Genomic DNA, 24,863 nt, shown 5'->3' on the forward strand with positions numbered 1-24,863 from the left:
ATGACCCTGTGACGACGGGCGAGCATCCTGCAGTCCACTCCGGAGTGAGTTTTTGACATGGCAAGCAATGAGACTACAGTCTCTGGTGACGTCCTCTATCAGAACGGGGACGATCTCTCGGAGGCTAACCTCACGAGATCCGCAGCGAGGAGCAACGCAACTGACTACGTCGAACGCGGGCTATCCGTCGTCGTCGACGCTGCAGCCGGGACCATCGACATCGACTCTGGGCACTGCATCGTCCAGGACGGCATCCACGCCTACGACGTCTTCCCGAACCAAGTCACGGACATCTCCCTGCCCGCGCCAAACGGGATGAACCACGTCTACCTTGTCATCGACGAGGCCGTCGACGATGATATCGCATACCACGTCGACGATGACGACACACCGCCGGCGAACCCGTCGCTGAAGATCGCGACTGCCGACGGCGGTGCGGGGACGGCGACACCGCTCAATCCGGACCCAGCGGCAGCGTTCAACCAAGCGGCGCTTGCCGACCGGGCCGCTCAGCCCAGCGGTGTCAGCGACAAGCGTGTGCTCTACGTCGACGAGTCGGACGGAAATGTCTACAAGGTCAACCCCGACGGGACCGAGGAGCAACTCGGCGGTGGTGGGATCTTCGAAGACACCGATGACGACGACATCTACGAGCAGACGGCGGGGCAGGGGATCGATACTCCATCGATCAGTACAGGTGCTCTATCTAACACAGAATCAACTATTCTTATTAATAGTAGTATAGAAACCTACCCCGCCACCGCCAATGGAATCGAAAGTGCCGTAACGGATGCAACAGAGGGATACCGATTGTTGCTACCCGGAGGGTCATACAATTTTGATACGACCACATTAGATATCCCTCGCCGGGGAACCGTTAGCGGGACGGCGGGCGGTCGTGGCACGCGGCTTGTTTGGGAAGAGGGTGCCGGGGTTGGCATCCAAGCCGACGCATCGGTCCTAATTGAGAACGTAACGCTCACCGGCCCCGGAACATCCACAAACACTGATATTGGAATTAAGGGGGATACCGGCGACGGACAAAGCAGGTTTAGATGGGTGAATTTTGACGGCTGGGCTAAAAACGTCTACCTCGATAACTATTTCAACAGCGTTTGGCATGGCTGTCTATTCGGTGGAGCAACGGGAGATGCATCTGGCTTTTCCGAGGCCGCATCTGTCCATGTTGATGTCGCAAGTGGGGCTAACAATAACACTCGGTTCTTTGGTTGTTTTTGGGCAAACAACCAGATTGGTCCCAGCCTCACCATTGAGGGTAATGAGGTCCAAGTAATTGGTTATCAAGGAGAAGCCAACGAAGCCGGAGAAATTAAGGTCGTGTTTGGAGGGGGGCATCAAATTATGGGCGTTCGCGTTCAGAATCTCAAAGGCGGTGACGGGATAATCATAGATGACGGGCCAACAATGGTTTGTGCAACGGATATGGAGGCTTCGGGAAGTGGCCAGAATGGGATCAACTTCCGCAATGTGAGCGGAGGTGATGCCAAAACAGCCGGCCCCCACTTCTTCAGTGGGTTTGGTAACGATTTCAATGGCGTCGGAACTACAGGGTCCGTCGAGCAACGCACATCATAAGCGACCGTCAGATGAATAACCGCGCTCAATAAGTTCCTCTAAGTGGGCTTTAACCAGACCATCGACATGATCGACAACTTGCTGGACGGCTAACGCCAATACAATATATTGGCCGACGTACTGGGCGAGCAGCGCAAACCATCCAGAGGACAGCACGAAGCGAGAATGCCAGCCAATACCCAATACGATACACGCCGCTACCAGCACGCCTGAACTCGTCGGCGGTGACCGTGTCCAATGATAGAGGACACCTGCCACAACCACAAGCCCCACCGGGAGCATGTACGCAGGCGTCGTGATAATATCAATTACATTTCCCGGGATCGCAGTAACCGTTAGGAGTTTCAATCGGTCATCCCCAGACGAGATAATAAAATCCTTCGCATAGCTCGACATGAACATGAGTGATGACGCCATCACAGCGCCTATGCTGCCGGTCAAGATTAGCTCCCGAATCCGGTTATGAAAAATAAATAGGACAGCAACAATCCCAGCAGTGTAAGCACCGAGAATGTATTCATTCAATCCAACAACTCCAACAGCAAATCCAGTGCCGGCAGCAAGCAGGAACCGATGATGTTGGCGGTCCTCAAGAATAGTCCTGTGGGCGATGGTGAGTGCGATGAAAATGAACGGGATTGTGTAGTCATACATCCAATACCCATGGATGTAGGCGTTCAATCCAATCCCGAGTAGCCGCCACGAAATGACCCCGAGAAGCACCAGTAGCGCCGCTTTCCGGTCTATAGTCTCCCGGACTAGCAGGTACAGTGTTGCGGGCAACACAACGTAACTCATCATCGTGGAATAGAGGTGTGTAATATACGCGGCTTCTGGCCCAACAGTCGTGATATTCAAGATCCAGAATAGAATGGCGAGCGGGACGTACCGTAGTGGCGGATCAATTGTGCTATAGATATTTCCCGAAGTAGCGACACGCAGCGACCGTTTCATGATAATGTGTGGATCGCCTGTAAGTTCAGGCAGGGGATCTTGGGCGAGTTTGAGAGCCCATATGGTAAGGCCAGTAAATATAATTGCGAGAACTGCTGCTTCTCTGTGTTTTGATCCTACCATTGAGTCGGGGATGTGTGGGTATTTCAAAGTCATACTTAATTGTGGCGATGAGTTCGCGGTCCCACTGAAGGGCTGGCTCATGGATTCTACCCAGCAGCGATGGCATCCGACGACAGTAGCCCCGCTGTTTTTCTCGGGTTAACCAACATTCTAGGGCTACTTCCGGTTCGCGTTGGTTAGACGCACGGGGTACTCGCCAGCGGCAGCGCTGTCACCACTCAGATCCACGGATAACAGTAGCAAAAGACTAAAAAATATACTCAATTGAAACGAGAGCCAAATGCTATTTTATTGGACAACATGATTCTCAGTGTAAATGGAAAACAAACAGTTTGTTGTCGTCGGACTTGACGGAGTCCGACTCGATGTGGTCCGTCGGTTTGCTGACGACCTTCCCAATCTCAGTGCGTTTCTCGATGATGGGGCCGCTGGCACGCTCCGGAGCGTACTTCCGGGCCCCCACTCATCTGCAGCATGGACATCATTCAGTACTGGTGCCAACCCAGGAAAACACGGTATCAGTGACTGGCGGCAGAAGGATGGCTACGATTTCCTCCCTGTCACTGGAGCTGACATCGCACCGCCACGATTCTGGCAGACCCTCTCGGACGCTGGGAAAACAGTTGGTGTATTTAACATCCCGCTTACCAGTCCACCAACGCCGCTCAATGGTGTATTGGTTACCTCGTGGACATCAGCCAGTGGTCAGTACGCGTATCCGGCCGAGTTTGAGACCGAACTCGAACGTATCGGGTACCAACGAAAGGCTGATTTTTATTCTCCTGACGACCCAGTAGAGAATCTCATTGAGACCGTCAAGAAGCGAGGCGAGGGTATTGAACTGTTCTGTGATGAGTACGATTGGAATCTTCTCGTAGCGATGTTCTACGCAACCGAACAGGCACATCATCAGTTCGCACCCTTTATCGACCCAGATCATCCTCTCCACGACCCTGAAGAGGCGGAATCAGTGAAACAGGTGTACCAAGCCGTCGACGAACAGATCGGTCAACTTCGTGCACGAGTCGGAGATGACACGCCATTCGTCGTCATGTCAGACCACGGCTTTTGCCCCCTCTACGAACGAATCTATGTTAACCGGATTCTGGAGAAGCACGGATACTACACGCCAGCGTCTGATACCCCCGATTCCTCAGACTTGAGTCTTAGATCGCGGCTCATCGATACGCTGAAACAATTAGATGTTGTTCGGTCCTCGTTCCGACACGCAAGTAGCGTTCCGGTCCTCAAGGACGTCGTCGAGTCGGTTATTGCTTCGTATCGAGACGAGAGTCAGAGGAAGTCTATCAATGCCGACTGGTCGAAAACAGTCGCATTTAACGGACTCACACACGGTGGGATATTTTTGAACACTAAAGCGGATAATCCAAAAGGTATCGTAGATACTGACGAGGTTGACGACCTCGTTGATGACATTATTAGCAAATTAGAGACAGACGACTATCTCGGCACACGTATCGAGGGAGCGTTTCGTCGCGAAGACGTCTTCGACGGAGAAAATATTGAGATATTCCCACATATTGTTCTTCGATTTAGGGACGGTTATCTGGGCTCGTCAGGATACGAACAGCGTCAATCACGTCCAGCATCGGAGTTACGAGCAGGCGGCGATACGATAGGCTTCCATACGATGGACGGCCTCTTTTTGGCCAACGGCGAACAGATACGTAACACGGCCGTGGAGGGTGCATCGATACTTGACATCGCTCCGACTATTCTCCATTATTTTGACCAACCGGTGCCAACACACTACGACGGCGACGTGCTCAATGATGTGTTCGAACCGAGCACACAAATTAGGGAGCGCTCGATAACACACATTGATAGCGAGTTTGCCGAAACGGACAGGGAGGAGTCCTCAGCGGACCTTGATGAGATTGAGGAGCGGCTACAAGATATGGGATACCTCTGAACTCTCCGCGTGGATCGGGATCGCTCCTGCCGCTAATTCAGTTCACATTTCCTCCGCCTCACCTCCAGTTTCGGCGGTGTGCTGAGTACGTCCTCGGACGGTCGGGCTCTGGCTTGTTTATCGAGACACGCCGACCATCGACGAGGCGCTCGAAGTGGCTTTGGAAGACTGACCGGCGTTTGAGCTTGCAGGGCCCCACCCCACGGGATAGTATTTGTGAAGCTTGCACCACCCTGCGAGTGTTCCCCGATACTATCTGGTTTCAGATGGACGGTTGTTGGGTTGAAGCTGTGATACCTGACGTTTACTCCGGAAACGGTGGTGTGGCTCTCAGTGCTGGCTACCAATCACAGCCAGCGAGTCGGCGCATTGGTTAGACGCTCGCGACCGTGCTCCCGACCCAGACACCAAGCGCTGCGCCGGCGATCCCCAGTCCTAGCAGCGCGTAGTTCGCGAGTGGGTTCTTCGCTTTGACGACGTTGAGGGAGTAATGCGTGTCATCAACCGGACTCAGTGGCCGGACGCCAGCCGGTGTGAGCGCGTCGGCGGCGATATGCGACGCGATAGTTCCGGCACCGACGACGAAGCCCGTCACGGCCCCTACCAGCGAGGGTGCGACCGCCATGACCGTCCCGACCGCAGCGAGCAGGAGACCAACAGCCAGCGCAAACCAGGCCGTGTGAGTGGAGCCTCGGTGCGTGACACCCGGCACGCGCTGGTCGAGATCGGGTACCATCGCGAGGGCGACCGCCGTGGCTCCGGCCATGAGGGCGAGCTCGACGAAGCCGGCGGCAATGAGGAGCGCGCCGGTTGGGGCGACAAAGAGTAGCGCTGCGCCGTAGTGGCCGTTCTGGTACATCAGTCACGCAGCTGCAGCATCAGTGTCGGCAGTATCGAGTGACACTTCGATATCGATCTCATCGAATCGAACAACAGGGCGCTTCGACCGTCCCGACTGCTCGAACTCGATCACGTTCAGTGTCTCCAGTTCGGTCAGGTTTCGATGCACTTCCTTGAAATCTCTCCCAACGAGGGCAGCAGTTTCGCGCATGCTCTCGGGCTCGTGTTCTCGGATGGTTCGCAGCAGAGCAAGATTCGCCGGACTGAGCAACCGCTGCAAATCGGACTCGTCTTCCAGCACGAGGACATGCCGGTCCTCGAGGTCCTCGCCGCGCTCCATCGCACGGATGCGTTCACGCGTCTGTTCTTTGGTCGTCGTCCCGTCACCCACACGGACGGTGAGAGTCGTGGTGTCTGTCATGGTTTTGTCTCCGCACTGGATGGCACCCAGTTACAGCCGGAAGTCCCGCTCCGCAGCAGGGTCAAACTGGACATCACCGAGCGTGACAGTCGAGTCGGTCATCTTTTCGGGGCCGAGTTGGGCCTGCTCAGGCATCGTTCTTCTCTCGCGGGTCGTCGGCAAGCTCATAGAGTCCGTTGTTGTAGAGATTGACCACATGATCGTGCTCCTCCAGCCGCTGTAGTCGTTGTCCGAGGTATGTACTTGTCACCTCACGCGCGCCTTCATCGGCCATACGGTCGCGTGCGTAGGCTGGTGTTACACGCCCCTCACGGAGATAATCCAACAGATCTCGGTCGACGTCACGGAGATCATCATCGTCCAACGCCATAGGGTTCGTTTCTTCGGCTTGCATTACAAGCTTACTCTTCAATCCGTTCGTGTAAAAAGCTTGCTACGGGAGTTGCCTATACAGGTTTGTATCACAAACTATTAGTGCAAGGCCGCTATACTATGAAGTAGAGACGCCGGGTGCCACAGAAAGTGGCCGACTGTTCCAGCAGTCGACCGGTGTCTCGTGGAGCCGAGACATGCAAGACTACATCGCACCCACCGAAAAGAGTACTGTTCCCGACGGCGCTGCGCTCGTCGGCACCGATTCCGAGGGTCGCAGCCACTACTACATGGCAGCTGCCGCTTATGACGAGCGCGTGTTCGTCGTCGACGGCGATGACGTCCAGGTGTTTGATCTTGCCGGCACCGGCCGCGACATTGACGACTGGGTCCGCCACGTCGAGGCGTGGGACGATCTCCGGTTCGACGAGGGCTTCGACGACATGCTCGCCCGCGCCATGGAGGCCGGTGCGTGATGGTGGTCCACCGGCCCAAATCGTCCACGGACAAGCAATCGGAACTCCAGCAGGCAATGACGGCCGCGGTCGACGACGCGACTGTTCTGCAGGACCGTGTCTACGAGTCAATCAGCCAAGATGAGCAGCTCAAACGGTTCTGCGACGCGGCTGCGTACGCTGACACCGCGGCCGACTATCGGCCCGAACCCAGTGACGACGAACTGACGAGCGCGGCACACCAAGCGTGGGGGCGACTGTCCCACGCCGCCCGAGAGCGCGCTCTCGAAGTTGTTGCAGAATGCTGTGTCGAAGTCATTATTGACGGCGACGAGTGGGCCGACACGGACCACGTTGACGCCGAGGACGTGACCGTCGCACAACGCCGTGCCCGGGACTGGCTGCAAAGCCACACCAATATCGCGGTTCGCGTCGGCGCACTGGAGGCGATTGCCGATGAGTGAGTCCGACGACTGGCCGCCGCTCCACGTCGGCGACCACGTCCACGACCGCGAGCAGGATCGTGATGCGCCGCTTGTCGTCGTTGCGATGCTGGCCGCCCGCGCCGATGAGCACGAGTGCGGCGATGGTGCGACGGTCGCCGACTACAACGAAGATTACCCAGCCGACGACCGCGTCGTTGAGGCTGTCTTCGCCCAGCGGACCACCGTCGATATCGAACGCGTCCAGCGCTACGCCTACCCACGTTCACGACTCCGACTGGAGACGCCGGTTCACGACGACGAGGAGGGTAAGGACTGATGGCGGCAGCTGTCGACATCGACGCCCTCGCCCAGCTGGACCAGCGCGATGTGGCGGCGTTGACCGAGCATATGGATATCTACCCGGACGATCCCGCCACCCGTGGCGAGCAGGTCGCGGTCTACAACCGCGGGCAGCGCTACATCGTCACGCCTCACGTTCCCTGCTGTGACTGTCCGGACATGATCCATCGGCGACCATCCGGTGGCTGCAAACACATCCGACGCGTCGAGTTCGCACGCGGCGAGCGCGCAATCCCCGCCGGCGTTGATTACGACGCTATCGACGATGGCCTACACATCGATACCGGGGTGTCCCGATGAGTCCGGACCAGACCGACGCGGTCGTCGTACGACGCGAGCCACTCCGGGGGCCAGCCCAGCGGAACCGTTACGAACCGCGTGACGAGGGCGGCTGGCGTCGCGTTGAGGAGCGCTGGAACGGTTGTCAGTGGATCTACGTTGGATCGGAGATTGTCGATAGCATCGACATCGAAGGTGCGGAGGTCCTGGCATGACCGAGATGCAGTACGGGCAGGGCCACATCAACTGGGCCCATGTCGAGCTGACGCCGCTTTCGTCGCTGCGGCTGGGCGTGTACGTGCCGCTCCCACGCGACCGACTCGCGTTGTTGGCGTACCGACGGTCGAGTGGCCTAGAGGTCGATCTCAAATGAAGTCCTTCGCTGACCCGTCAACGACGTTCGAACTCGTCTTCGAGGAGGCCTCGGTCGGGCAGGGCGGGCTGACCGCACGCCGGCCGACCGGCGAAATTCGGTGTACCGAGTGTGGGGCTGTGGCGACGAACATCGATGATTTCCCGCATGAACAGTGGTGCCCACAGCGGTTCGTTCACTCGCAGTGGTACGCTGAGCAGTTGCAGGGCTAATTTAGCGGCGTTTTCTTTTTGATCGCTCACCAGACACTCAGCTGTCAGCAACTGCCCAAATAATAGCCCCAACCAGCGCTAAGAGTAAAAAAACGGTCGCATATTCGCGTGTCTGTCTGAGCAGAAGGAATAGACCGAGCAGAATGAGCGTGAGGGGGAATAGCTTCGATAGTACCTCATCGAAGGCTCTCAGGAACTGCCCCACGGACGACGGCTTTCGCCGCTTCGAATCTGCGACCATGCTTTGGTGTTCTGTATCGGGTGTTTGGACCAGCTTGGTTAACGACTTTGGATTATCTTCACCCACAATGTGTTACTCCACTACAATATAACCACCGCCGGATTTATCAGCCGTAATGACATACCACGGTTTAGATGATAGGGCGGGGGACACGGCAGCTTGACCTCTATGACTTCTTTTCAATTTTCATTCCCGGCGCAACGCTACTTCTCGGCGTGGTCCCGCTACTTCCGCAGAAGACAAAAGTGCCAGCTACTGCCGCCATCGCGATACTCATCGTAGGGGGTGTCGTAGCCGGACGGTCTGTCCATGCCGCTAGGTTGTACACAGTCACTGAGGCTGATGCTGAAACACACAGGGATGTCTTCATCGATGAGATATTTAGTGCGAACATCTCATCGGACGACCTGGTCCAACAATTCTACAAAGCGGCTGTCTCACACTTTGACGATATTGGGTTGCCCGATGATTTAGGCGATTTAGAGAGAAAAAAGCATGAAAACGACTTGGACACGTTGTACTCGCTGGTCCGTTCACAGATTCACATGGACTCACGCGGGCGATCGCGTACCTTCCAAGCAATCTATGATTTCTATGGCAATCTGTATATCGTGTTTTCTACGTTCGGTGTGATCTACTATGGATATGCGATACTGAACGCCACCCAGCAGTCCAGATTTAGCTTGACGATATACCAGCCAGTTTTGGGCAGTTACCAAGTTGACCCGTTACTCATCGGCATATTCGCCGGTTCTGTGTTTTTATTCGGGCGGTATATTTTCAAACAAATGCGAATAAAATACCGTGATATCTATGTTCAATATCTCATGGCCGATTTTGTAGTCATAGTCAAAGGGCCGGCCCCGCAGAACCAGTTTGAAAGCTGATTTTTGAGTCGTTTGCAGCAACATTCGGACATCACGCACCCATTTATATACCACGCTATCATCAGTCGCTGACATGATTGCGGACCGGTCGGTCTTTGACGACGAGTACCCGCCCCAGCGCCTCCTCCACCGCGACGCTGCCGTCGACCGACTTGCCACTGCGCTCGCCCCCACAAAGCGCGGCCAGCAAGGCGATGACCTGCTCATCGAAGGGTCGCCCGGCGTCGGGAAGACTGTCCTGGCGCGACACACACTCAGCCAGTTGTCCGAGCGCCACGATCTCGACTACACCCACGTCGAGTGTATGGGCGCGTCGACGGCGAGCATCATCCGAGAAGTGCTGGCGGCGGTCGGGCCCAAACCCGCTACCAACACACCACTCGAAGACCTGTGTCTCTCCTTGCGCGAGCGTGTTGAGGACCCGCTGGTGGTTATCCTCGACGAGGCCTCTGACATCCACGACACCAAGGCGCTCGACCGGTTGGCCGACGTCACCGGCATCTCGCTGGTGGTCATCTGCTACGACGCTGCCGAGTGGCTGACCCACGCCCCCAGACGGATCACCCACCGGTTGCACGGACAAACGCTGACGCTGGATCGCTACGGCACCGATGAGCTGGCCGACATCCTCGAACCCCGCGCCGAGAAGGGACTGGACCATGGCGTCGTCGCCCGACGCCAGCTCGAAATGATCGCCGACGAGGTCGCTGGCATCGCCCGCTTCGGGATCTACTCGCTGCTGGCCGCAGCGACGCTGGCACAGGATCGGGATCACCACACTGTTCGCGATGAGGACGTCGCCGGCGCGTATCCACTGGCCCGGGAGTGGATGCGGCAGGCAGCGCTGGACTCGCTGTCGTTCCATCATCACCTGCTCTACGCGTTGGTACGGGACGCCGGGGAGATCGACGGCGAGACGCTGCACGACCGCTACGACGCTGTCGCGGATCGAGCGTACGACGGCCGCTCGCGAACGCCACTGGCGGAGCGGTCACAGCGCCGGAAGCTCCGGAAGCTCGATGAGTACGACCTTGTTGAGCGGCTGGGCTCAACGCGGGATCGTCGGTATGCGGTTATCGACGAGAGTGTCCGGTCCGGCTACGATATCGAACTGAGTAGAGCGTTACAGTCTGGCCTGCAAGATTGACTACTGTGCGGGGATTTTCTCAGGCCGCTGGGTTGAGGGCTGAATCCTGTACCTGCAGGACATCAAGGAGGCGCTGCGGCTGAGATGTATGAGAAGATGGCGTCAAAGAGCTTGTGCAACAGCAATAGAGCTAGCGCTAATCTTCCGTCGACACGTCGAAGGAAAGGATAGCTATGTCTACCTGGTTACTATCGTCATCCGGTCTGTCGAACGAGTACTGCCACCAATTCTTTTGCTTTTTCTTCTTCAGACCGGCGCAGAGTGGGTGCTCCTCAACAGCGTCCGGAATCTTCTCTAAGATGCTGGAGAACGAATCGCGTTCTACGAAGAGGATTACTGCGGCCTTTGTATCTCTCCACGTAAGGTAGCGTTCAAGCAACTGTGATATTTTTCCGCCCTCCTCATCCGCTCCCGAAAGTGTTTGTGGGCCGGCCCACATCCCGCACTCTGCGATGAAGATGTTGTCTCCGTCATTGCGGAGGAGAATGTCGGATTTGCCATCCTTGTTGAACGTTTCACCAGTTGCCGAGCCTTCGAAGTTCATCTCAAGGAATGTGAGTATGACGTTCCGGTAATCCTCTTCCCCAAAGTCAGAGTAAGTCTCCGGTGACTTCTCAAAGCCGTGTCCAACTGCGTCTACTGCCTCAATAATTTCATGATAGATGTCATCAGAGATTCCTGGACCAAGTTGTTTTTTACTGATGTCTTCAACAGTAATCTCTTTCCTGCGCTGAGGTTCATCAATTTTCAGCGTCTCATCTATATCGTCACGCCGGATAACATCTATTCCGAGGGCTTGGAACCGCTTCTGTTGTTGCTGAATCTCTTCTTTCTTTTCTTCGTGAAGGCTCGTCGCCTCCTCTCGAATCTCATCGTAGAACTCATCCAGATTACTGTTGACCCGACGATAGTGCGTTTTGACATAGTCCTTAACTTGTTCTTGGAACTTCTGGAGTTCGTTATCCGAGTAACCATCGTTTCGTCTAGGGAAATACACGTCTACGTAGTTTTTCTCATCATTCACCTCAGCTCGGTATCCACTACTTCGACTAGGTGAAGGCTTGAGGTGCAGAATCCGTTCATTACCGGCGTATTGGAACCGAAGGGCTGGGTCTTCATCACCCCAGTCATCAATCGTAACCTGAGGGTTGTCCGTATCAAGGTTCAGAGGATTCAACTCAAAATCTCGGACGACATAATCCGCAAAGTCATCCGAGCTCGTCGATAGAATCTCTTCAGAAGACAAATTCTCCAGCTTTCGTCTGGCCTTCCGGCGTGGCCGTTGAGTAACGTTCGAAATTGGGTTGTCATTGAAAATTAAAAATGTGTTCATGATCTGTCTTGATCTCAGGTTGTCGCCCACATATAATAATCGGTCAGTATACTGTACTGACCAGACGGCAGCTCATATGAGAAATCGCTAATCAGAGTGAACGTTTAAGAAGCAACAAAGCTCCATATCGCCGCCAACAACCCAATCAGTAGAGCGACTATATCTGTGGCGACTATTGATTTGAACATTTCTCGAACAACAAGATCTCCTTGTTGAATGTCATTTTTATTATCTGTAACTTTTATACTACCTGGTGCAAGAACGAGTGTAGACTCACTTTTATTTTCAAACGACCTCAATTTCAAGAACCATCTGCCGGTACTAATAGCAAGGATTGCATAGACAATCGCGATAATCGCCCAGAACATACTAAATCCCCCGCTCATTTCGTACTTGTAGGTTGCTACATTAAATCAAACTGTGGATTAGTTGTAGTTCCAAAATATAGCTTTCACTCGGGTGGGGTCACGCTTTTACTGATTTGTACCGCCCACGCCACGACCGGGCCCACCAAACGCACAGCGGCCAATATCGATGAGTGGCCCGGCCCGATTATTCGGACATCTAGCACCTTTTTAAGCAATATCCACCCCTCGGTGTGGCGTGTATGCCACAGAAAATGAGTATCCGGGACTACGCCGGCAACGAAGTTGAAGTGCACCAGCTGGGCCGCAGCGAGGACGGCCACCGACTGAAGGTCACGCACCCCGATGGCCGGCGCTGGATCTGTCAAGTCAGTCTGTCCGGCGAGATGGACGTCGAGAGCACGTACCTCGATGGGGAACTCGCCGATATCGAGACGCCCGACTGGTTGGAAGATGAGCTATCGTTGATAGCACAGCCCGCGTGAGAATGTCAGGACTCGTCAACGGGAGCAAGGGCGCTGGCGTCAAGTTCCTCATCAAGAAAGGCCCGACCGTCGTCGGTGAGTCGGTACAGGCCAGTTCCCAACCGCTCGACAAGTCCATACTTTGCCAGCTCCGAGAGCCGGTTACTGGCGTAGTTGGCGACAGTCACGTCGAATGTGTTTTCCAACGCATCAGGTGTCATGTTGCCCTCGTCACGCATCGTCTCCAAGATGTGTTCATCAACGGGGCGCATCCACTCTGCACGTTGTCTAACCACGTCGCACTGTCGCGCTGTGAAACTCATAGTGATTCCGGTAAGCACCTATACGGACACTGACTGTATAAATATATACCCAGTTACAGATAATTTGCTGTGAGTCTCACAGCAAGAACTATTAATCGGGCAACTCAAGAGTTATTTGACCCGGGCCTTCCGGCCCACGAAAGGCCGGCGTACTGGTACTACGCCGGGCTCGGGTCGAACCTCAGCATGAGGTTTCCGAGCATGAACAAAGACGGACATCGGGCTCTTAAAACTGAGCCCAACGAGAGCGGCATAGCCGACCGTGCAGACGGTCGTGATACTCCAGAACAGAACAGTACTCAGAAAACGGACTCGCGTGACACCGCGAGCCACTTGGAGAGGACTCAGATAGGCACCGGCCCCTCCACTAGCACCGCTGGCCCACAGGCCGATAACACTGTCCGTGCCTGTCCTGAGTGCGACACGACGGGCATCTGCAGGCGGGCAAAGAACAAGATGCGCGGCCGGCCCGCACAAGCGAAGTACGCCTGCAGTCACTGTGGAGCTACGTTCGATGAGCCCATTGAGCGCGACCGCTACGCGGACAACGGCGATCCCGGCTACCTCGCCGGAGAGCTCGCGAAAGCTGATCCTGAGGCTGTCAGCGCCGACCACGTCGGCGAGCCGATGACCGATGGCGGTATGACCGACACGGCCGCTGCGAACATGGTTGGGACCGTCCTCGACAGCGCGTGGGACGGTATGACCCCTGACCAGCGGGCGGATTTGAATGCTGTTGAAGACTACCTCCGCAACGACACCTCCGCTGACTACCGACACACCGACACCCGCATCGAGGCCGCCTCGAAACTCCGCACGCTCGCGGATGATCTCGAACGCGCGGCGCGACACTCGGCGGCCGACGATGTCGACGTGTCCGTGTATGTGACCGTCGAGGAGACGTTCCGTGGCTCGTGGGGTGATGACTGATGTCGGAAGCCTCCGCGTGCGCCCGCGAGCGCCAGCACACCATGCCAGAGGCGATGGCCTGTATCGAAGACCCGACCGGTGTGCTGCTCGCGCCGACGGCCGACATCCAGCTCACCACGCTCGCGAACGTCACAGTCGCGACAACTGAGTCCGAGGAGTGGATCAAGAGTAACGTCGTGGTCGAGCGGGAGGCGTGGTGCTGATGGCCGGCGCAATCACCCGTGACGAACGACGCCATCGGATCGAGCAAGACGACGGCGACCTCGACGACACCGTCTACCGAGTCCGGACAAGCGGCCGCGGCGACATCTGCTATCACGACGACCCGGACTGTGCCGACCTCACGGCCGACGATCCAGCGGACATGACCCGGCGGGAGTGTCACCGCCGGCTGTATCCGGCCTGTACGAAGTGTGTCCTCGACCAGCCACACGGCGGTCGTAGCGACCAGCGGCCCTCGCTGCGGCACAAACTGGATGAGGTCGACTACGAGTTCGAGTGGGACCGCAAGCACGGCGAGGAGGTGGCGTAGATGGCGGCCACATCACGCCAGCCTGCGGCGCGAAGCCACCCACCGAACGAGGACCTCCCGTGGGATCTGGACCAGCTCCCGCTGCCGGCCGACCAGTCCGCGACCGACGCCGCACTGGCTGCTCTCGACGAGGCCGACAACGGGCAGCGCAAGACTGTCAAGCGTGTCCGGGCGGCACTGTGTGGCGAGATTCCCGCCGACGAACCGCGCCCGATTTACTGGCTGCGGGCCATCCAACACACCGGCGGCGACCTCGTCGTAGTGACCTGGTCGAGCGCTGGGTTCAACGAGATCGAGTACGTTCCCGACGAGGGTCGGTTTTTCGTCGCCGGGTACTCGGCGCTGGACCGACTCCAAGACGAGGAGCCGTACTTCCGGGAGGTCGCCACCCGGTCCGCCGCAAAGGACCTGCTCCATGGATCCCCGCGGGCTGTGACCGCTGACGAAGCCACGCTAGTCGAGGGAGGTGCAGACTGATGGCGGTCGCTGACTGTCGGGACTGCTCGTGGTCCGAGACTGCGCAGGATCTCGTGTCGGCGAGCGACGAAGCCGAGCGCCACGAACGTAAGGAACGGCATGATGTCGAGGTCAAGCGCGTTGCGACGGACGGTGGCGTGAGCCGTCGCGACGCCATCGCGACCACGGCCCAGCTGACCGGCGTCGGCGACCAAGACACTACCTGCCAACACGGCGTCGTTGGCTGTCCCGGACCAGAGGGCGACTGGCTCGACAGCTGTGTTGAGTGCTTTTTCGAAGGTGGTGACGACGATGTCTGAGGGCGACACCTACGACGTCGACGGCGAGGTCGGCGCTCCGGCCGGCGACGGTGAGCCTGTCGGAGAGGCCACGGCCCGGCTCCGCAGTGAACACGTCGCGACGGTTTATCTCATCGACACTGGTGAGGCAACCCACGTCTGGCCGGGCGGCTACCCGACCGGCGCGGAAGCCAACGACGACTGGACCGTTATGACCGCGTGGTGGCACGTCGACACCGTTCGGAGGCGGATAGCATGAGCAACCCGCTGTTCGACGCCCTCGACGGCCACTTCCGAGGCGAACGAGTCCGTGTCGTTGGCAACGACGGCACCACCTACGAGGGCTGGGCCAAGCGCCTACACCACCACGACCGCCATGTCCTGCTCCGTGACGCGGTCAACGTGGACCGCGACGACGATATCGGGACGGCCTACGTCGCCCACTGCGACAGCATCGAGATTTTAGAGGGTGACAGTCGCATCGAGCCAGTCAGTCCCGACGCCATCGAGCCGGCGCCGTACGCCGTTCGCGAGTTCGACCGTGAAGGGAACTGCGGCTACATCGCTCGTGTCCGTAACGACGGCTGGACCGGCTCGTTCCCTGTCGTCCGGCCCGTCGATGGCACGGAAGCTTTCGAGGTCGTTGAGGGACACAAACGCCTGTGGGTCGCCGAGCAAGCCGGCCTCACCACGCACCCGGTCGAGATCGTCGACGTCGACGACTGGGAGCTCGCCCGACGTTTCGTCGTTGACCATCTACCCGATGAGGAACAGGTCCACGACGACGGCACGGCCACGGGCTGTTACGATGACGCCCAGATCGAGACCGTTATCGACCGGCTCACCGACGAGTGGGGCGAGCGAGCGTTTGCCCTCCCGCAGGTCCAGTTCAATGCCGACCGACTCGGGTTCGATATCGACGGTGACGTTACCGAGCAAGAGGGACAGCCGGGTGACACGGCCGATGACACAGATGACGAGGCGACCGATGCTGACGTCGAAGTCACCGTTGACGACGACGTGTCAGAGCTACCGCCAACAGGAGAGGAAGTACTCGCTGCCCTCGCCGAGCATGGTGAGCTCCCCAGTGCCGAGCTAAAGCAGGTCACTCAGCGTAGCTTGCAGGCTATCTCAACAAATCTCAACGACCTCGAAGAGATGGGGCGCGTCGAGTCGCGTCCAGACCCCGACGACGGCCGCCGGCAACTTTACTCGCTCGTCGACGAAAGCGAGCGAGACGAACACCGCGTTGGTGACCCAATCGATGAGGACAGCGCCGGTGCACAGGAGGCCGAGGCCGACGGTGGTGTCACGACCGAGTCGGATGGGGATCTGCCGCCGGGCGTCACAGCACAGGATATCCGCAACGCTGTCGAGGCAGTTGAGGGACGGCAGCGGGAAGGGCTCAGTTACCTCGGCGACGTCGCCGACGAGCTAAACGTCCGGGAAGCGAGAGCACGCCTGTTCTGTCACACCGTCGGTGTGTACGACCAGGTGACCGACGCCAGCGGCTACCGGGGTGAGACCTGATGCAGCCGGTTCACCACAGTCTTGTCATGCTGCTCTTGGGGCTTGCCTCGCTGGTCGTGACCGCCTTCATCGTGGGGGCGATACCATGACCACCACCCGGGGCAACGCTGACTGGATCAACTGTATTCGCTGCGGTGGCACCGGTGAACACGTCGAATGCATCGACGATATCTGTCACGCGAAGGGCCACTGCATGCACGGCGACAATCGCTGTGCGCTGTGTGAGGGACTGGGCCGTATCACCACCGAGCTCGCCACGCGATGGCGCCAGCGTGATTCCTTTGAGGGGGTAACCGCGCCGGCGCCGGATCTGCGAGCCCGAGGGAACCTTCACGCCGCTGCTCGCGAGGTCCACGAGGACCACGAGCGCTCACTGCAGGAGGCTGATTTCTGATGAGTAAAACTGCTGATACACAAATTGACGATCCTGACGACGACCGACTCGAAACGCTGTACAACGTCCACGAAGAACTGCAGACCATCGCCGAGAGCGACGTTCCCTACGCCGAATATGCGGAAAACTGGCTTGCGTCACTCCGGGAGGCTGGCTACGATGTCTGAGTCACTCGTCCAGTCCTTCGATACGGATGGAGACGTCGTCACCGATTTCAGCTTCGACGGTCGCGATGGCTTCGGCAAGGTCGCTGTCGGCGGCGACCATGCTGTCCATCGCATCCTGTCGCTGTCGTTCGGCCTCTTCGGCCGCGGTCTGGGAGAGGACCTGGCCACACCACACGCAGGCGTCTTTCTCCCGGGGCGTCTTCTGCTCACAGCGCGGGCAGACGATGGGGCCGACAGCATCGGGTTCGTCAGCTTCGACATCAAGGCCGTGGGCACGGGCGATCTCCCGCTCGCTGGCGTCGTCGAAGACGGCGATGTACCGGCTCGCGATGTCGGATCCACGCGTCCAACCGTGGTGTTCTTCGAGGTGGGCCTGCGAGACGCCCTGCGAGGCGAGATAGCTGGCCGAGGACTTTCGGAAGTGCGTCGGCGTGACGGTCTTGTCGACGCCGGCGCGGTCGGCGACGTCTTTCAGTGCGTCACGGACACGGTTGTTCGAGATACTCTCCGGCGACGAGAGCTTGCACCACAGCGGATCGGTATCGCCGCCGGGGTGATCGTCGAGCCATCGGCGGACATAGGGGACCGACGGGACGAGGACGGGCGACCGGCGACCGTTCTTCCCGTTGAGTGTGACCTGCAGGCCGTAGTCGTGGTCGACGATATCGCCGGGTGTGAGGTCGTAGAGCTCGCCGGGGCGAGGGCCCAGATCCCATGCGAGGGCGACCAGTGCCCGGTCACGGGAGTTGAGGCAGGCGTCCAGCATCGGCTGGATATCGTCGGCCCAGTCCAGCATGGTTGCGGGGTTCGGTGCCGGGTCGTAGTTGTCGGGATACCCGCCGGGGACCCACTCGACAGCGTCCGGGTACTCGTCACCGTCGGTGACGATCTTCCCGATCGTGCGGAACGCGACGCGGTAGTCTTTGTTCGTCTCGGGACTGCCGGTCTGTTCGGTGTTGATCCACTGGATGATATCTTCCGCGGCTTCACGGTCGTCGACGCCATCGGCGAGCCCGCCGACACGCTTCGCGATGATGAGCCCACGCCGGAGCAGGAACTCGTGGCGGTGGTCGGAGAACTCACTGGGGCCCAGCAGGCGGATCTGCCGGTCGAGGTCGAGGAGGAGGTCCCGGTCGGCGTCGCTGATGTCATAGTGACCGTCCTCAAGGCGGTCGACCATGGTATCGACGGCGCTGGCGGGGTTGTCGGTCATGTAGACAGTGCCACGGGCGACGGGCATGTAAAGCTCGGGTATATTGCCCTCCCCGGGCATTTTCCAGATCACATCGGTCAATAGCGACCAGCGTCTCTGTCACGGAGCCGGACAGATGGCGTTGTGTCGGTTGAAAGAATGGTGTTCCGAGCGAGCAGGTCGCCGCAGCGGTGAGTGGCTCTCAAACGCCGTTACGTTCGTCATGGCAGTTCCGGAGGGTGGAGCGATTTCACTGAGCAAGAATCGGCAGCGGTCACCCAGACGAGAGACCGCTGCCGGGGAACTGCTGGAAAACAGACTCGAAATCGTCAATCTCTGCAGCCGTGGCGTCGACTCTGTCACGGAGTTCGTGGAACTGCTCGTTGACGCTCTGGTATTCGTCGCTCGCTTCGAGTTGCGGCGTGTTCTTTTGCGTTTCTAGCGTTGCCTTCTTTGAAGCCACGGCGAAGTACTCCTGGACCTGCTCATCGTACGTGGTTCGGACGAGCATCTCCGAGACAGTGTCGAGGAGGTCATCACGACCGACCGGCTTGGTCAGGTACTCGTCGAAGGGCATCTCGACGATGTCGAAATCCGGGTCGACGGCTGTCACCATCACCACTGCCGGGTCGATGCCCTGCTGTGCGATAGCGTCGAGCACTTCGTCACCGCTCATGTCGGGCATCTGCCGGTCCAGAAAAACGACATCGACCGACGCGTCCACTAACTCGAGCGCTTCCGTACCGCTGTGTGCGGTCTGAACGTCGTGTGCAGTCAGCAGCCACGTCGAATACAGATCTGCGATGTCTTGTTCATCGTCGACCACGAGTACCGTTGCTTCCTCCGTCTCACCACGCATTTGCACTTGTTATCCCTCCTGTCGACTCACGTACTGCTCTCACCGAGACTTTCCTGAACAACAACATAAAGCTATCCAGTATATTATCAATTCTGAGAATGTAGCAGTTGTTCTATTGCCATTTTATGCGACTGTACTGTCACAATACAGTGACTCATGCCAGAGATGTTAACATAGCGGCGACCGTACGCTGTGTGTATGGTGACCGTCTCCGGACCGTGGACGAGCGAGGAAATGTCACAGTTTCTCAGCGCCGAGACTGTGCCACTCCGCCTCGGGTGTCGAACTCCAGCAGGCAGGCCCTGGATGCTCTCGCTGTGGTACCGGTTCGTCGACGGGACCTTCGAGTGTGCGACTGGCGCGGACGCGGCAGTCGTCGACTACCTCGACTACGACGACGACGTCTCGTTCGAGGTTTCGACGAACGAGCCGCCGTACTGCGGTGTCAGGGGTAACGGGACAGCGACGATGACAGCGGACGATGATAAAACCGTTCTCACTGACTTGTTACACCGGTATCTCGGCGGCACTGACTCGCCGCTGGCCGAACGACTGCTTGCACCTGACCGCCGCGAGATACAGATCACTATCACGCCCGACCGCCTCCACACCTGGGACTACAGCAACCGAATGTAACAGCCTGAACCAATGGAACCCACAGACTCAGCCATGGACACAGATCCGACAGACATCAAATCAATTGCGATAAACGCAACTGACCTCGTCGCAGCCATTGAAGCGACTGCGGACGGATCAGAGACCGTGTTGCGCGTCACACCGCCGTTCAGCGGTCGGATGCGAGCGCGTCTCCACGTCGTCCAGCCCGGCGACGACGATGAGCCGATACACATCCAGCCCGACTCACTACTGGCGACGGACGCACCGTCGTATCCGACGCCCGACGACACCGCCGACGAACTTCGAGACGCGGACGACGAGACGTACTCGGTGGAACGCCATCGGACCTACCACGAACAACGGCTCGCCGAGTGGCGTGAGTCCCTGCCTGATCACGTCGTCGATAGCACGACACTAGTGGATACGGACCACGACGTAACCGTGTCACTACTCGGACCGTAATCGGTCGAATACGCCATCCAGAGCTGTCACCGAAAGCGGAAGTGCCACTGCGTATCACACAGCATCTGCAACGCGGATAAAACGTCTAAGCGCCGCTCAGACTGTAGTAAAATGAGCTGCTGGGGTGTCGCTGTGTGTGAAACGAAGCGAAACGGGCGGAAACCTCTAGAGGTTATAAGCTATCTCCAGTGGAAGTCGTGGACAGGTCCCTCCCACATGTCAAGTTCGTCCGCATACGAGTTACTCGCCCAGTTTGATGAGTCCATTCCGGAGTTCGACGAGCCGTTCGTCTCCGCCGTTCGAGGTATCGCATTCTGGACAGCGATTGCACTCCCGTTTCTCTATCTCCCGCTACTGGTCACCGGACTGCACTCCGGAGCAACGCGGACAGCGTTCGTCGCACTCGTCGTCTGTAACGCAGTTTCGCTGCTCGTCGGCCACTCGCACGGCGGGAGCGACTGAGCAGCCTCGGTGAGTCGCTGGGCCCCGTCTGAGGTCGCTGTCTCGGCGATTCGTTGATATTCACAGCCAAGCGAGGCCCCAACCCGTTCATAGACCGTCGGTGTAGCTTCTCGGCACTCTGTAGGTATATTCTGCAAGTATGCCCTGGATACTCACCAGCGAGGTGTGGGGTCGGAGTACAGCCCGTATATGCAGGGACGGTGTGGTTCCGTCACTATTCCTTACCCTCGTTGCATGCGTCGGACGGCGCATCTTTTCGGAGCGAGTACTCTCGCGGTAGCGGCGTCGACGGTTACGGTTGCGGCCGCGAGCGGTGTCGCAGAGTTGGTTCACGCGCACTCTCTGCCCTGGGTCATCACACTCGCCTGTCTGCCAGCGGTCTGTATCGGCTACGTGACGGCCGGGGAGGCCAGACGTGTCGTGACTGACGGCGGCTTCGTCGTGACAGAGACCGATATCGTGAATCTACACGCCGTCGCGGTCGCCGCGCCGGTCACGCGCTGGCTCGCGGTCGAGGCCGGCCTGGGGCCGGTCGTCGCCTCGGCGCTGGTCGGGTTGCTAGCCGGGCTGTTCGTGCCGACGTACGGCGCTCCGGTGTACTGCGGGTCGTTCGTCGGGATGGTCGCCCCCAGCGTCTTTGTGGGCCGCCTGGCGGTCGCGGCCGCAGGTCTCATGGCCGGCGTCACCTTCGTCGCGGCCAAACGCGTCTTCGACGGGTTCGGCGGCAAACTCGGCACGACGGCGTTCGTCGGATGCGGGACGGTCGCGTTGACGACGGGCACGAACCCGGCCGAGCCAGCAGCGCTCCCGGACCCGGTGACGGCGGTCGCACTCGTCGCGGTAGCTGGCGTCGCCGCAGCCTTGACCTTCGTCGTGAGCGTCCGCCTCGACCATGGCCCCGTCGTCGGATCGGCGGTCGTCGGGTTGGTCGTCGGTCTGCTCGCGCCGACGCTGTTACCGGTCGGTGGCCAGGTCGCCGCTGTAGCGTTCTGTGCCTCGTTCGTCGGGATGGTGAGCCCCAACCGGCTGCCGAGCGAGCGAGCAACCTTCGGAGCCGGACTGCTCGCCGGCGGCCTCTACGTCGGAACGATGCCGTACCTCGCAGGGTTCGGCGGGAAACTCGGCACCATCGCGTTTGTGGCGTGTCTAGCGACCTACGGGGTGCGGACGGTCAACAGCAGGTAGACGATGGGATGGGCGGGCGGACACGGCGGCAAGGACCAGGAGATTCCGTTGACAGACACAGTTGGTGGCGTCCCGCCGTGTCCACTCGGCGATTGGACTACACCGAAATGAGATGGGACCGTAAGAACTGTGGCCTATTTCACAAGAACAGGCGACACTCCCACACCGCATGCAATGTTCTGGGGGGCGCTCTTCGCGTTGTGCTGGCTCTCACTTTGTGTCCGCGGACCGACTGTCGACGAGATCGACCCATTCTCTCAGCGGCCCCCGAACACCATCGACTGAGACTGTCACGTCGCCGTCGAACCGCCACGTCGCCTGCGGGGCATCCGAGCCGAACTGCATCGGAATAGAGACAGACAGCTCGTCGGCCGAGAGGTGAAGTGGCTCGTTGCGGTCAACCGTCTCGTCGAGCAGCCGCTCGATGGCCAGGCGGAGCTGTTCTGGGTCCGGATCTGGAAGATCTGTGGAGTGACTCATGTCTGTCGCTTAGAGCCGAAGCTACCTCCGTGTTGTGACGGACCGGACGGTTTTGCCCCGTCATTTAGGGGGGTGTGGTCCCCAGACTGCATCGATGAAGTTGCCAACGCCTTACGCTCTCGGCGGGACCTACTACGTCGAGACGGTGTCAGTCGGGAAAGAGACGGACGACGAGACAGTGCGCGATTGCGTGGTCTGTGGCGGCCACGTGTACGCCGACGACTGGCACCTCGTCACTGGCGTGGTGGACACGACCGGCGGCCGACAGCGCCACCACCACTGTAGCGACGACTGCCTGACCGAGTGGCTCCGGCTGATGGCGACCGACTGACCGGCGGCGAGTCCGCGGAGTCTTGACGGTGGAGCGCGTCGGGGGAATATGGACGAGCGCACGGGCGTGTTCAGGGTCTACCGGGTCGTCAACGCGGTCCCACATATCAATCTGTTCGACACTGATGCAACGCGACTCTACACCGTGTACCAGTCCGGCTACGGCGAGCGACAACCGGCGGTCGACGACCTCCGGACGGGCGATCTCGTCGAGGCGACACTGGGCGGCGACCCCGATGATTCGGATGAGGCCTGGTCGCTGCTTTCGTTCGAGCGGCTTGACCGCGTTGCGATGGATTTCGCCGTCGACGCCGAAATCCCGGCAGTGGCGGCTGCGCTCTGGGAACCCGGGCTCGAACGCCCGGCGAGCACCGTGCTCGAAGAGAACGGCGAGCAGGTCGCGGAGTGTTTCGTCCAGCCGCGCGCGCCGCTGCCCGGCGGCGCGTTCGTCCCGAGTGTGCTCACCGGTCTTGTTCCGATGGAGTCGCTGCTGACCGAACTCCCCGGTATCGGCGAGCCGCCGACAGACGCTATCTTCATTGACCCCGACCCGCCCGATGCCGACTCGTACTCCCGCCCCTACGGCGTCGCCGTGCTGTTCACCGCCGAGGCCGACGAGCTACTCGCCGAGTTCCGGGAGCGGTACGACCTTCCCGCCGACGCCGACAACAGGCCCGAGTACGACCCGTACGGGCTGTGAGTCCCGGTCGGGCGCTACATCGTGATGACCAGCGGCACCGGGACGAAACAGAGCATCCCCATGACGAACGTAAGCAGGCCCACAGCCCAGCGGCCCAGTCCCAGCGGCGTCTCGTCCAGCGGCGTCGCGGAGCCCAGCCGCCCGAACACCAGCGCCAGAATTCCCCAGAACGCCCACAGCCCGGCCGCCCGCCCTCCTTCGAAGACGACGAGGTATGCCGCGAGCCCGAACAGGGCGGCGGGGACGGCCAGCTGGACCAGCGACAGGCGGTCGCCGAACAGCGACCGGGCGACGTGTGCGCCGTCGAGCTGTCCGACCGGCAGGAGGTTCAGGAAGGTCACGAACGCGCCGACCCAGCCGCCGATGACGACCGGGTTCGGGAGGAGCTGCGGGTTCGCGTACTCCAGCGGCTCGCCCATCGCCGCGGCGATGCCCTGGAGTAAGAGCGGGTAGCCGAGTTCGATGTTCGTGACGATGCCGCGTGTCACCTCCACCGGCGGGAGTGTCACGCCGATAGCAGTCACGACGACCGTGGCGGCCAAGCCCGCCAGCGGACCGGCGACGCCGATGTCGAACAGCGCCTTGCGGTCGGGGATGTGGTCGTTCATGCTGATGACCGCCCCCAGCGTCCCGAGGACGTTCGGGAACGGCAGGAAGTACGGCAGGCTCGCCTCCACCTCGTGGTAGCGGCTCATGACGTAGTGCCCGAACTCGTGGACCGCGAGGATACCGAGCGCTGCCGCGGCGAAGGGCCACGCCGCGAGCATCGCTGTCGGGTCTTCAAGAACTGACAGCCCGTACCAGCGAGTCCCGGCGTACAGCGTCGACAGCAGCGTCAGGACGGCGAGTCCGACGTTCAACCACGGGATGCCGTCGACGCCGAGCGACCGCTCCTGTGCGATCAATACCCACTCGCCCATCTCTCGCTTGAGTGCGACGCGATACCCGCGCTGGCGGAACGCCGGCGCGATGCGGTGGATGACCTGCTCTGACTCGGTCATCGGCTCGCCGTAGTACCGGATACCGTCCTCTGCGGTCCTGTCGACCTCGTAGACGTGGAAGGTGTCTGCGAGCGTTTCCGGGTCCGGCAACTCCGGCGGCGAGGACTGGGTCGCCATTACTCCCGTTTAGGGTTCGACCCGTTTGAACCTGTTTGCTGGCCCC

General features: G+C 59.3%; 38 protein-coding genes. 27 read left to right on the forward strand and 11 right to left on the reverse strand.

The features are described from left to right. The first annotated feature begins 57 nt into the window (after nt 1-57). On the forward strand, nt 58-1,596 hold the full coding sequence (locus DVK01_RS01550; RefSeq protein ID WP_121535160.1) for a hypothetical protein: 1,539 nt from the start codon (nt 58-60) through the stop codon (nt 1,594-1,596). Here DVK01_RS01550 and DVK01_RS01555 read toward each other — a convergent pair. Continuing rightward, complete coding sequence (locus tag DVK01_RS01555; RefSeq protein ID WP_158598754.1) at nt 1,591-2,706, reverse strand: hypothetical protein; 1,116 nt, start codon at nt 2,704-2,706, stop codon at nt 1,591-1,593. The genes DVK01_RS01550 and DVK01_RS01555 overlap by 6 nt on opposite strands. A 283-nt stretch (nt 2,707-2,989) precedes the next feature. Between DVK01_RS01555 and DVK01_RS01560 the strand changes: the two genes are divergently transcribed. Beyond that, entirely contained in the window at nt 2,990-4,606 is a 1,617-nt protein-coding gene (locus DVK01_RS01560; RefSeq protein WP_121535162.1) for an alkaline phosphatase family protein, read from the forward strand. A gap of 373 nt (nt 4,607-4,979) precedes the next feature. On the opposite strand, the gene DVK01_RS01565 is transcribed toward DVK01_RS01560, so the two are convergent. From DVK01_RS01565 to DVK01_RS01575, 3 genes are all read right to left on the reverse strand, one after another. After that, nucleotides 4,980-5,465: a metal-dependent hydrolase gene (locus DVK01_RS01565; protein ID WP_121535163.1), complete on the reverse strand. Its 486-nt coding sequence runs from the start codon at nt 5,463-5,465 to the stop codon at nt 4,980-4,982. 3 nt (nt 5,466-5,468) lie between these two features. Then, nucleotides 5,469-5,867 (reverse strand): hypothetical protein, encoded by a 399-nt coding sequence (locus DVK01_RS01570; RefSeq protein WP_121535164.1) that lies wholly within the window; start codon nt 5,865-5,867, stop codon nt 5,469-5,471. Between the two features lie 127 nt (nt 5,868-5,994). Continuing rightward, complete coding sequence (locus tag DVK01_RS01575; protein ID WP_233562741.1) at nt 5,995-6,261, reverse strand: hypothetical protein; 267 nt, start codon at nt 6,259-6,261, stop codon at nt 5,995-5,997. Between the two features lie 175 nt (nt 6,262-6,436). On the opposite strand from DVK01_RS01575, the gene DVK01_RS01580 reads away from it, so the two are divergent. From DVK01_RS01580 to DVK01_RS01620, 9 genes are all read left to right on the forward strand, one after another. Next, a complete protein-coding gene (locus tag DVK01_RS01580) occupies nt 6,437-6,715 on the forward strand; it encodes a hypothetical protein (RefSeq protein ID WP_121535165.1) in 279 nt (92 codons plus the stop codon). Continuing rightward, nucleotides 6,715-7,158, forward strand: coding sequence for a hypothetical protein (locus tag DVK01_RS01585; RefSeq protein ID WP_121535166.1), 444 nt, complete (start codon nt 6,715-6,717; stop codon nt 7,156-7,158). Before DVK01_RS01580 ends, DVK01_RS01585 begins: the two co-directional genes overlap by 1 nt. Next, a complete protein-coding gene (locus tag DVK01_RS01590; RefSeq protein ID WP_121535167.1) occupies nt 7,151-7,456 on the forward strand; it encodes a hypothetical protein in 306 nt (101 codons plus the stop codon). The genes DVK01_RS01585 and DVK01_RS01590 overlap by 8 nt, the downstream gene beginning before the upstream one ends. After that, nucleotides 7,456-7,779, forward strand: coding sequence for a hypothetical protein (locus DVK01_RS01595; protein ID WP_121535168.1), 324 nt, complete (start codon nt 7,456-7,458; stop codon nt 7,777-7,779). Before DVK01_RS01590 ends, DVK01_RS01595 begins: the two co-directional genes overlap by 1 nt. Then, complete coding sequence (locus DVK01_RS01600) at nt 7,776-7,973, forward strand: hypothetical protein (RefSeq protein ID WP_121535169.1); 198 nt, start codon at nt 7,776-7,778, stop codon at nt 7,971-7,973. Before DVK01_RS01595 ends, DVK01_RS01600 begins: the two co-directional genes overlap by 4 nt. Then, complete coding sequence (locus DVK01_RS21785; RefSeq protein WP_158598755.1) at nt 7,970-8,131, forward strand: hypothetical protein; 162 nt, start codon at nt 7,970-7,972, stop codon at nt 8,129-8,131. The genes DVK01_RS01600 and DVK01_RS21785 overlap by 4 nt, the downstream gene beginning before the upstream one ends. Then, on the forward strand, nt 8,128-8,343 hold the full coding sequence (locus DVK01_RS01605) for a hypothetical protein (protein WP_121535170.1): 216 nt from the start codon (nt 8,128-8,130) through the stop codon (nt 8,341-8,343). Before DVK01_RS21785 ends, DVK01_RS01605 begins: the two co-directional genes overlap by 4 nt. A 375-nt stretch (nt 8,344-8,718) precedes the next feature. Beyond that, nucleotides 8,719-9,471 (forward strand): hypothetical protein, encoded by a 753-nt coding sequence (locus tag DVK01_RS01615; protein ID WP_121535172.1) that lies wholly within the window; start codon nt 8,719-8,721, stop codon nt 9,469-9,471. A 73-nt stretch (nt 9,472-9,544) separates the two neighbouring features. Next, nucleotides 9,545-10,618 carry a Cdc6/Cdc18 family protein gene (locus DVK01_RS01620; protein WP_121535173.1) on the forward strand — a complete coding sequence of 358 codons (1,074 nt, stop codon included), beginning with the start codon at nt 9,545-9,547 and terminating at the stop codon, nt 10,616-10,618. A gap of 136 nt (nt 10,619-10,754) precedes the next feature. Here the strand turns inward: DVK01_RS01620 and DVK01_RS01625 are convergent, their stop codons facing one another. Further along, on the reverse strand, nt 10,755-11,981 hold the full coding sequence (locus tag DVK01_RS01625) for a hypothetical protein (protein ID WP_147435157.1): 1,227 nt from the start codon (nt 11,979-11,981) through the stop codon (nt 10,755-10,757). A gap of 74 nt (nt 11,982-12,055) precedes the next feature. Further along, the gene (locus tag DVK01_RS01630; protein WP_147435158.1) at nt 12,056-12,319 is read right to left on the reverse strand and encodes a hypothetical protein; all 264 of its coding nucleotides are present in this window, start codon (nt 12,317-12,319) and stop codon (nt 12,056-12,058) included. A gap of 239 nt (nt 12,320-12,558) precedes the next feature. Here DVK01_RS01630 and DVK01_RS01635 point away from each other — a divergent pair, with 239 nt between their 5' ends. Continuing rightward, nucleotides 12,559-12,801 (forward strand): hypothetical protein, encoded by a 243-nt coding sequence (locus DVK01_RS01635; protein ID WP_233562742.1) that lies wholly within the window; start codon nt 12,559-12,561, stop codon nt 12,799-12,801. Nucleotides 12,802-12,806: 5 nt separating this feature from the next. Here DVK01_RS01635 and DVK01_RS01640 read toward each other — a convergent pair whose 3' ends face one another. Next, a complete protein-coding gene (locus DVK01_RS01640) occupies nt 12,807-13,052 on the reverse strand; it encodes an ArsR family transcriptional regulator (RefSeq protein ID WP_121535176.1) in 246 nt (81 codons plus the stop codon). Between the two features lie 507 nt (nt 13,053-13,559). Here DVK01_RS01640 and DVK01_RS01645 point away from each other — a divergent pair. The 9 genes from DVK01_RS01645 to DVK01_RS21790 all read left to right on the forward strand — a co-directional run bounded on the left by DVK01_RS01645 (nt 13,560) and on the right by DVK01_RS21790 (nt 17,411). Then, complete coding sequence (locus DVK01_RS01645; RefSeq protein WP_121535177.1) at nt 13,560-14,033, forward strand: hypothetical protein; 474 nt, start codon at nt 13,560-13,562, stop codon at nt 14,031-14,033. Further along, nucleotides 14,033-14,236, forward strand: a complete 204-nt coding sequence (locus tag DVK01_RS01650) for a hypothetical protein (RefSeq protein WP_121535178.1) — start codon at nt 14,033-14,035, stop codon at nt 14,234-14,236. Before DVK01_RS01645 ends, DVK01_RS01650 begins: the two co-directional genes overlap by 1 nt. Continuing rightward, a complete protein-coding gene (locus DVK01_RS01655; RefSeq protein ID WP_064287741.1) occupies nt 14,236-14,565 on the forward strand; it encodes a hypothetical protein in 330 nt (109 codons plus the stop codon). The genes DVK01_RS01650 and DVK01_RS01655 overlap by 1 nt, the downstream gene beginning before the upstream one ends. Continuing rightward, nucleotides 14,566-15,042, forward strand: a complete 477-nt coding sequence (locus DVK01_RS01660; protein WP_121535179.1) for a hypothetical protein — start codon at nt 14,566-14,568, stop codon at nt 15,040-15,042. Further along, the gene (locus DVK01_RS01665) at nt 15,042-15,341 is read left to right on the forward strand and encodes a hypothetical protein (protein ID WP_121535180.1); all 300 of its coding nucleotides are present in this window, start codon (nt 15,042-15,044) and stop codon (nt 15,339-15,341) included. Before DVK01_RS01660 ends, DVK01_RS01665 begins: the two co-directional genes overlap by 1 nt. Continuing rightward, nucleotides 15,334-15,579: a hypothetical protein gene (locus tag DVK01_RS01670; protein WP_121535181.1), complete on the forward strand. Its 246-nt coding sequence runs from the start codon at nt 15,334-15,336 to the stop codon at nt 15,577-15,579. Before DVK01_RS01665 ends, DVK01_RS01670 begins: the two co-directional genes overlap by 8 nt. Beyond that, nucleotides 15,576-16,850, forward strand: coding sequence for a MarR family transcriptional regulator (locus DVK01_RS01675; RefSeq protein ID WP_121535182.1), 1,275 nt, complete (start codon nt 15,576-15,578; stop codon nt 16,848-16,850). The genes DVK01_RS01670 and DVK01_RS01675 overlap by 4 nt, the downstream gene beginning before the upstream one ends. An 85-nt stretch (nt 16,851-16,935) precedes the next feature. Continuing rightward, entirely contained in the window at nt 16,936-17,244 is a 309-nt protein-coding gene (locus DVK01_RS01680) for a hypothetical protein (protein WP_121535183.1), read from the forward strand. Continuing rightward, complete coding sequence (locus tag DVK01_RS21790; protein ID WP_155120729.1) at nt 17,244-17,411, forward strand: hypothetical protein; 168 nt, start codon at nt 17,244-17,246, stop codon at nt 17,409-17,411. Before DVK01_RS01680 ends, DVK01_RS21790 begins: the two co-directional genes overlap by 1 nt. A 1-nt stretch (nt 17,412) precedes the next feature. Here the strand turns inward: DVK01_RS21790 and DVK01_RS01685 are convergent, their stop codons facing one another. Beyond that, a complete protein-coding gene (locus tag DVK01_RS01685; protein ID WP_233562743.1) occupies nt 17,413-18,624 on the reverse strand; it encodes a tyrosine-type recombinase/integrase in 1,212 nt (403 codons plus the stop codon). A gap of 253 nt (nt 18,625-18,877) precedes the next feature. Continuing rightward, the gene (locus DVK01_RS01690) at nt 18,878-19,468 is read right to left on the reverse strand and encodes a HalX domain-containing protein (protein ID WP_101350605.1); all 591 of its coding nucleotides are present in this window, start codon (nt 19,466-19,468) and stop codon (nt 18,878-18,880) included. Nucleotides 19,469-19,660: 192 nt separating this feature from the next. On the opposite strand from DVK01_RS01690, the gene DVK01_RS01695 reads away from it, so the two are divergent. The 4 genes from DVK01_RS01695 (at nt 19,661) to DVK01_RS01710 (ending at nt 22,189) form a co-directional block, all read left to right on the forward strand. Further along, nucleotides 19,661-20,098, forward strand: coding sequence for a pyridoxamine 5'-phosphate oxidase (locus DVK01_RS01695; RefSeq protein ID WP_101350606.1), 438 nt, complete (start codon nt 19,661-19,663; stop codon nt 20,096-20,098). Between the two features lie 33 nt (nt 20,099-20,131). Next, complete coding sequence (locus tag DVK01_RS01700; RefSeq protein WP_101351460.1) at nt 20,132-20,542, forward strand: hypothetical protein; 411 nt, start codon at nt 20,132-20,134, stop codon at nt 20,540-20,542. A 216-nt stretch (nt 20,543-20,758) separates the two neighbouring features. Next, nucleotides 20,759-21,004, forward strand: a complete 246-nt coding sequence (locus tag DVK01_RS01705; RefSeq protein WP_053967630.1) for a hypothetical protein — start codon at nt 20,759-20,761, stop codon at nt 21,002-21,004. Nucleotides 21,005-21,238: 234 nt separating this feature from the next. Next, a complete protein-coding gene (locus tag DVK01_RS01710; RefSeq protein ID WP_121535185.1) occupies nt 21,239-22,189 on the forward strand; it encodes a hypothetical protein in 951 nt (316 codons plus the stop codon). Between the two features lie 210 nt (nt 22,190-22,399). Here DVK01_RS01710 and DVK01_RS01715 read toward each other — a convergent pair whose 3' ends face one another. Further along, nucleotides 22,400-22,669: a hypothetical protein gene (locus DVK01_RS01715; RefSeq protein WP_101350608.1), complete on the reverse strand. Its 270-nt coding sequence runs from the start codon at nt 22,667-22,669 to the stop codon at nt 22,400-22,402. 94 nt (nt 22,670-22,763) lie between these two features. Here DVK01_RS01715 and DVK01_RS01720 point away from each other — a divergent pair, with 94 nt between their 5' ends. Then, a complete protein-coding gene (locus DVK01_RS01720; RefSeq protein WP_121535186.1) occupies nt 22,764-23,000 on the forward strand; it encodes a hypothetical protein in 237 nt (78 codons plus the stop codon). Between the two features lie 48 nt (nt 23,001-23,048). Further along, a complete protein-coding gene (locus DVK01_RS01725) occupies nt 23,049-23,699 on the forward strand; it encodes a hypothetical protein (RefSeq protein ID WP_121535187.1) in 651 nt (216 codons plus the stop codon). Between the two features lie 14 nt (nt 23,700-23,713). On the opposite strand, the gene DVK01_RS01730 is transcribed toward DVK01_RS01725, so the two are convergent. After that, nucleotides 23,714-24,817 carry a site-2 protease family protein gene (locus DVK01_RS01730; protein WP_121535188.1) on the reverse strand — a complete coding sequence of 368 codons (1,104 nt, stop codon included), beginning with the start codon at nt 24,815-24,817 and terminating at the stop codon, nt 23,714-23,716. Between the last annotated feature and the right edge of the window lie 46 nt (nt 24,818-24,863).

It is taken from the genome of Haloarcula sp. Atlit-120R (assembly GCF_003665885.1).
In the GTDB taxonomy this organism is placed as follows: domain Archaea; phylum Halobacteriota; class Halobacteria; order Halobacteriales; family Haloarculaceae; genus Haloarcula; species Haloarcula taiwanensis.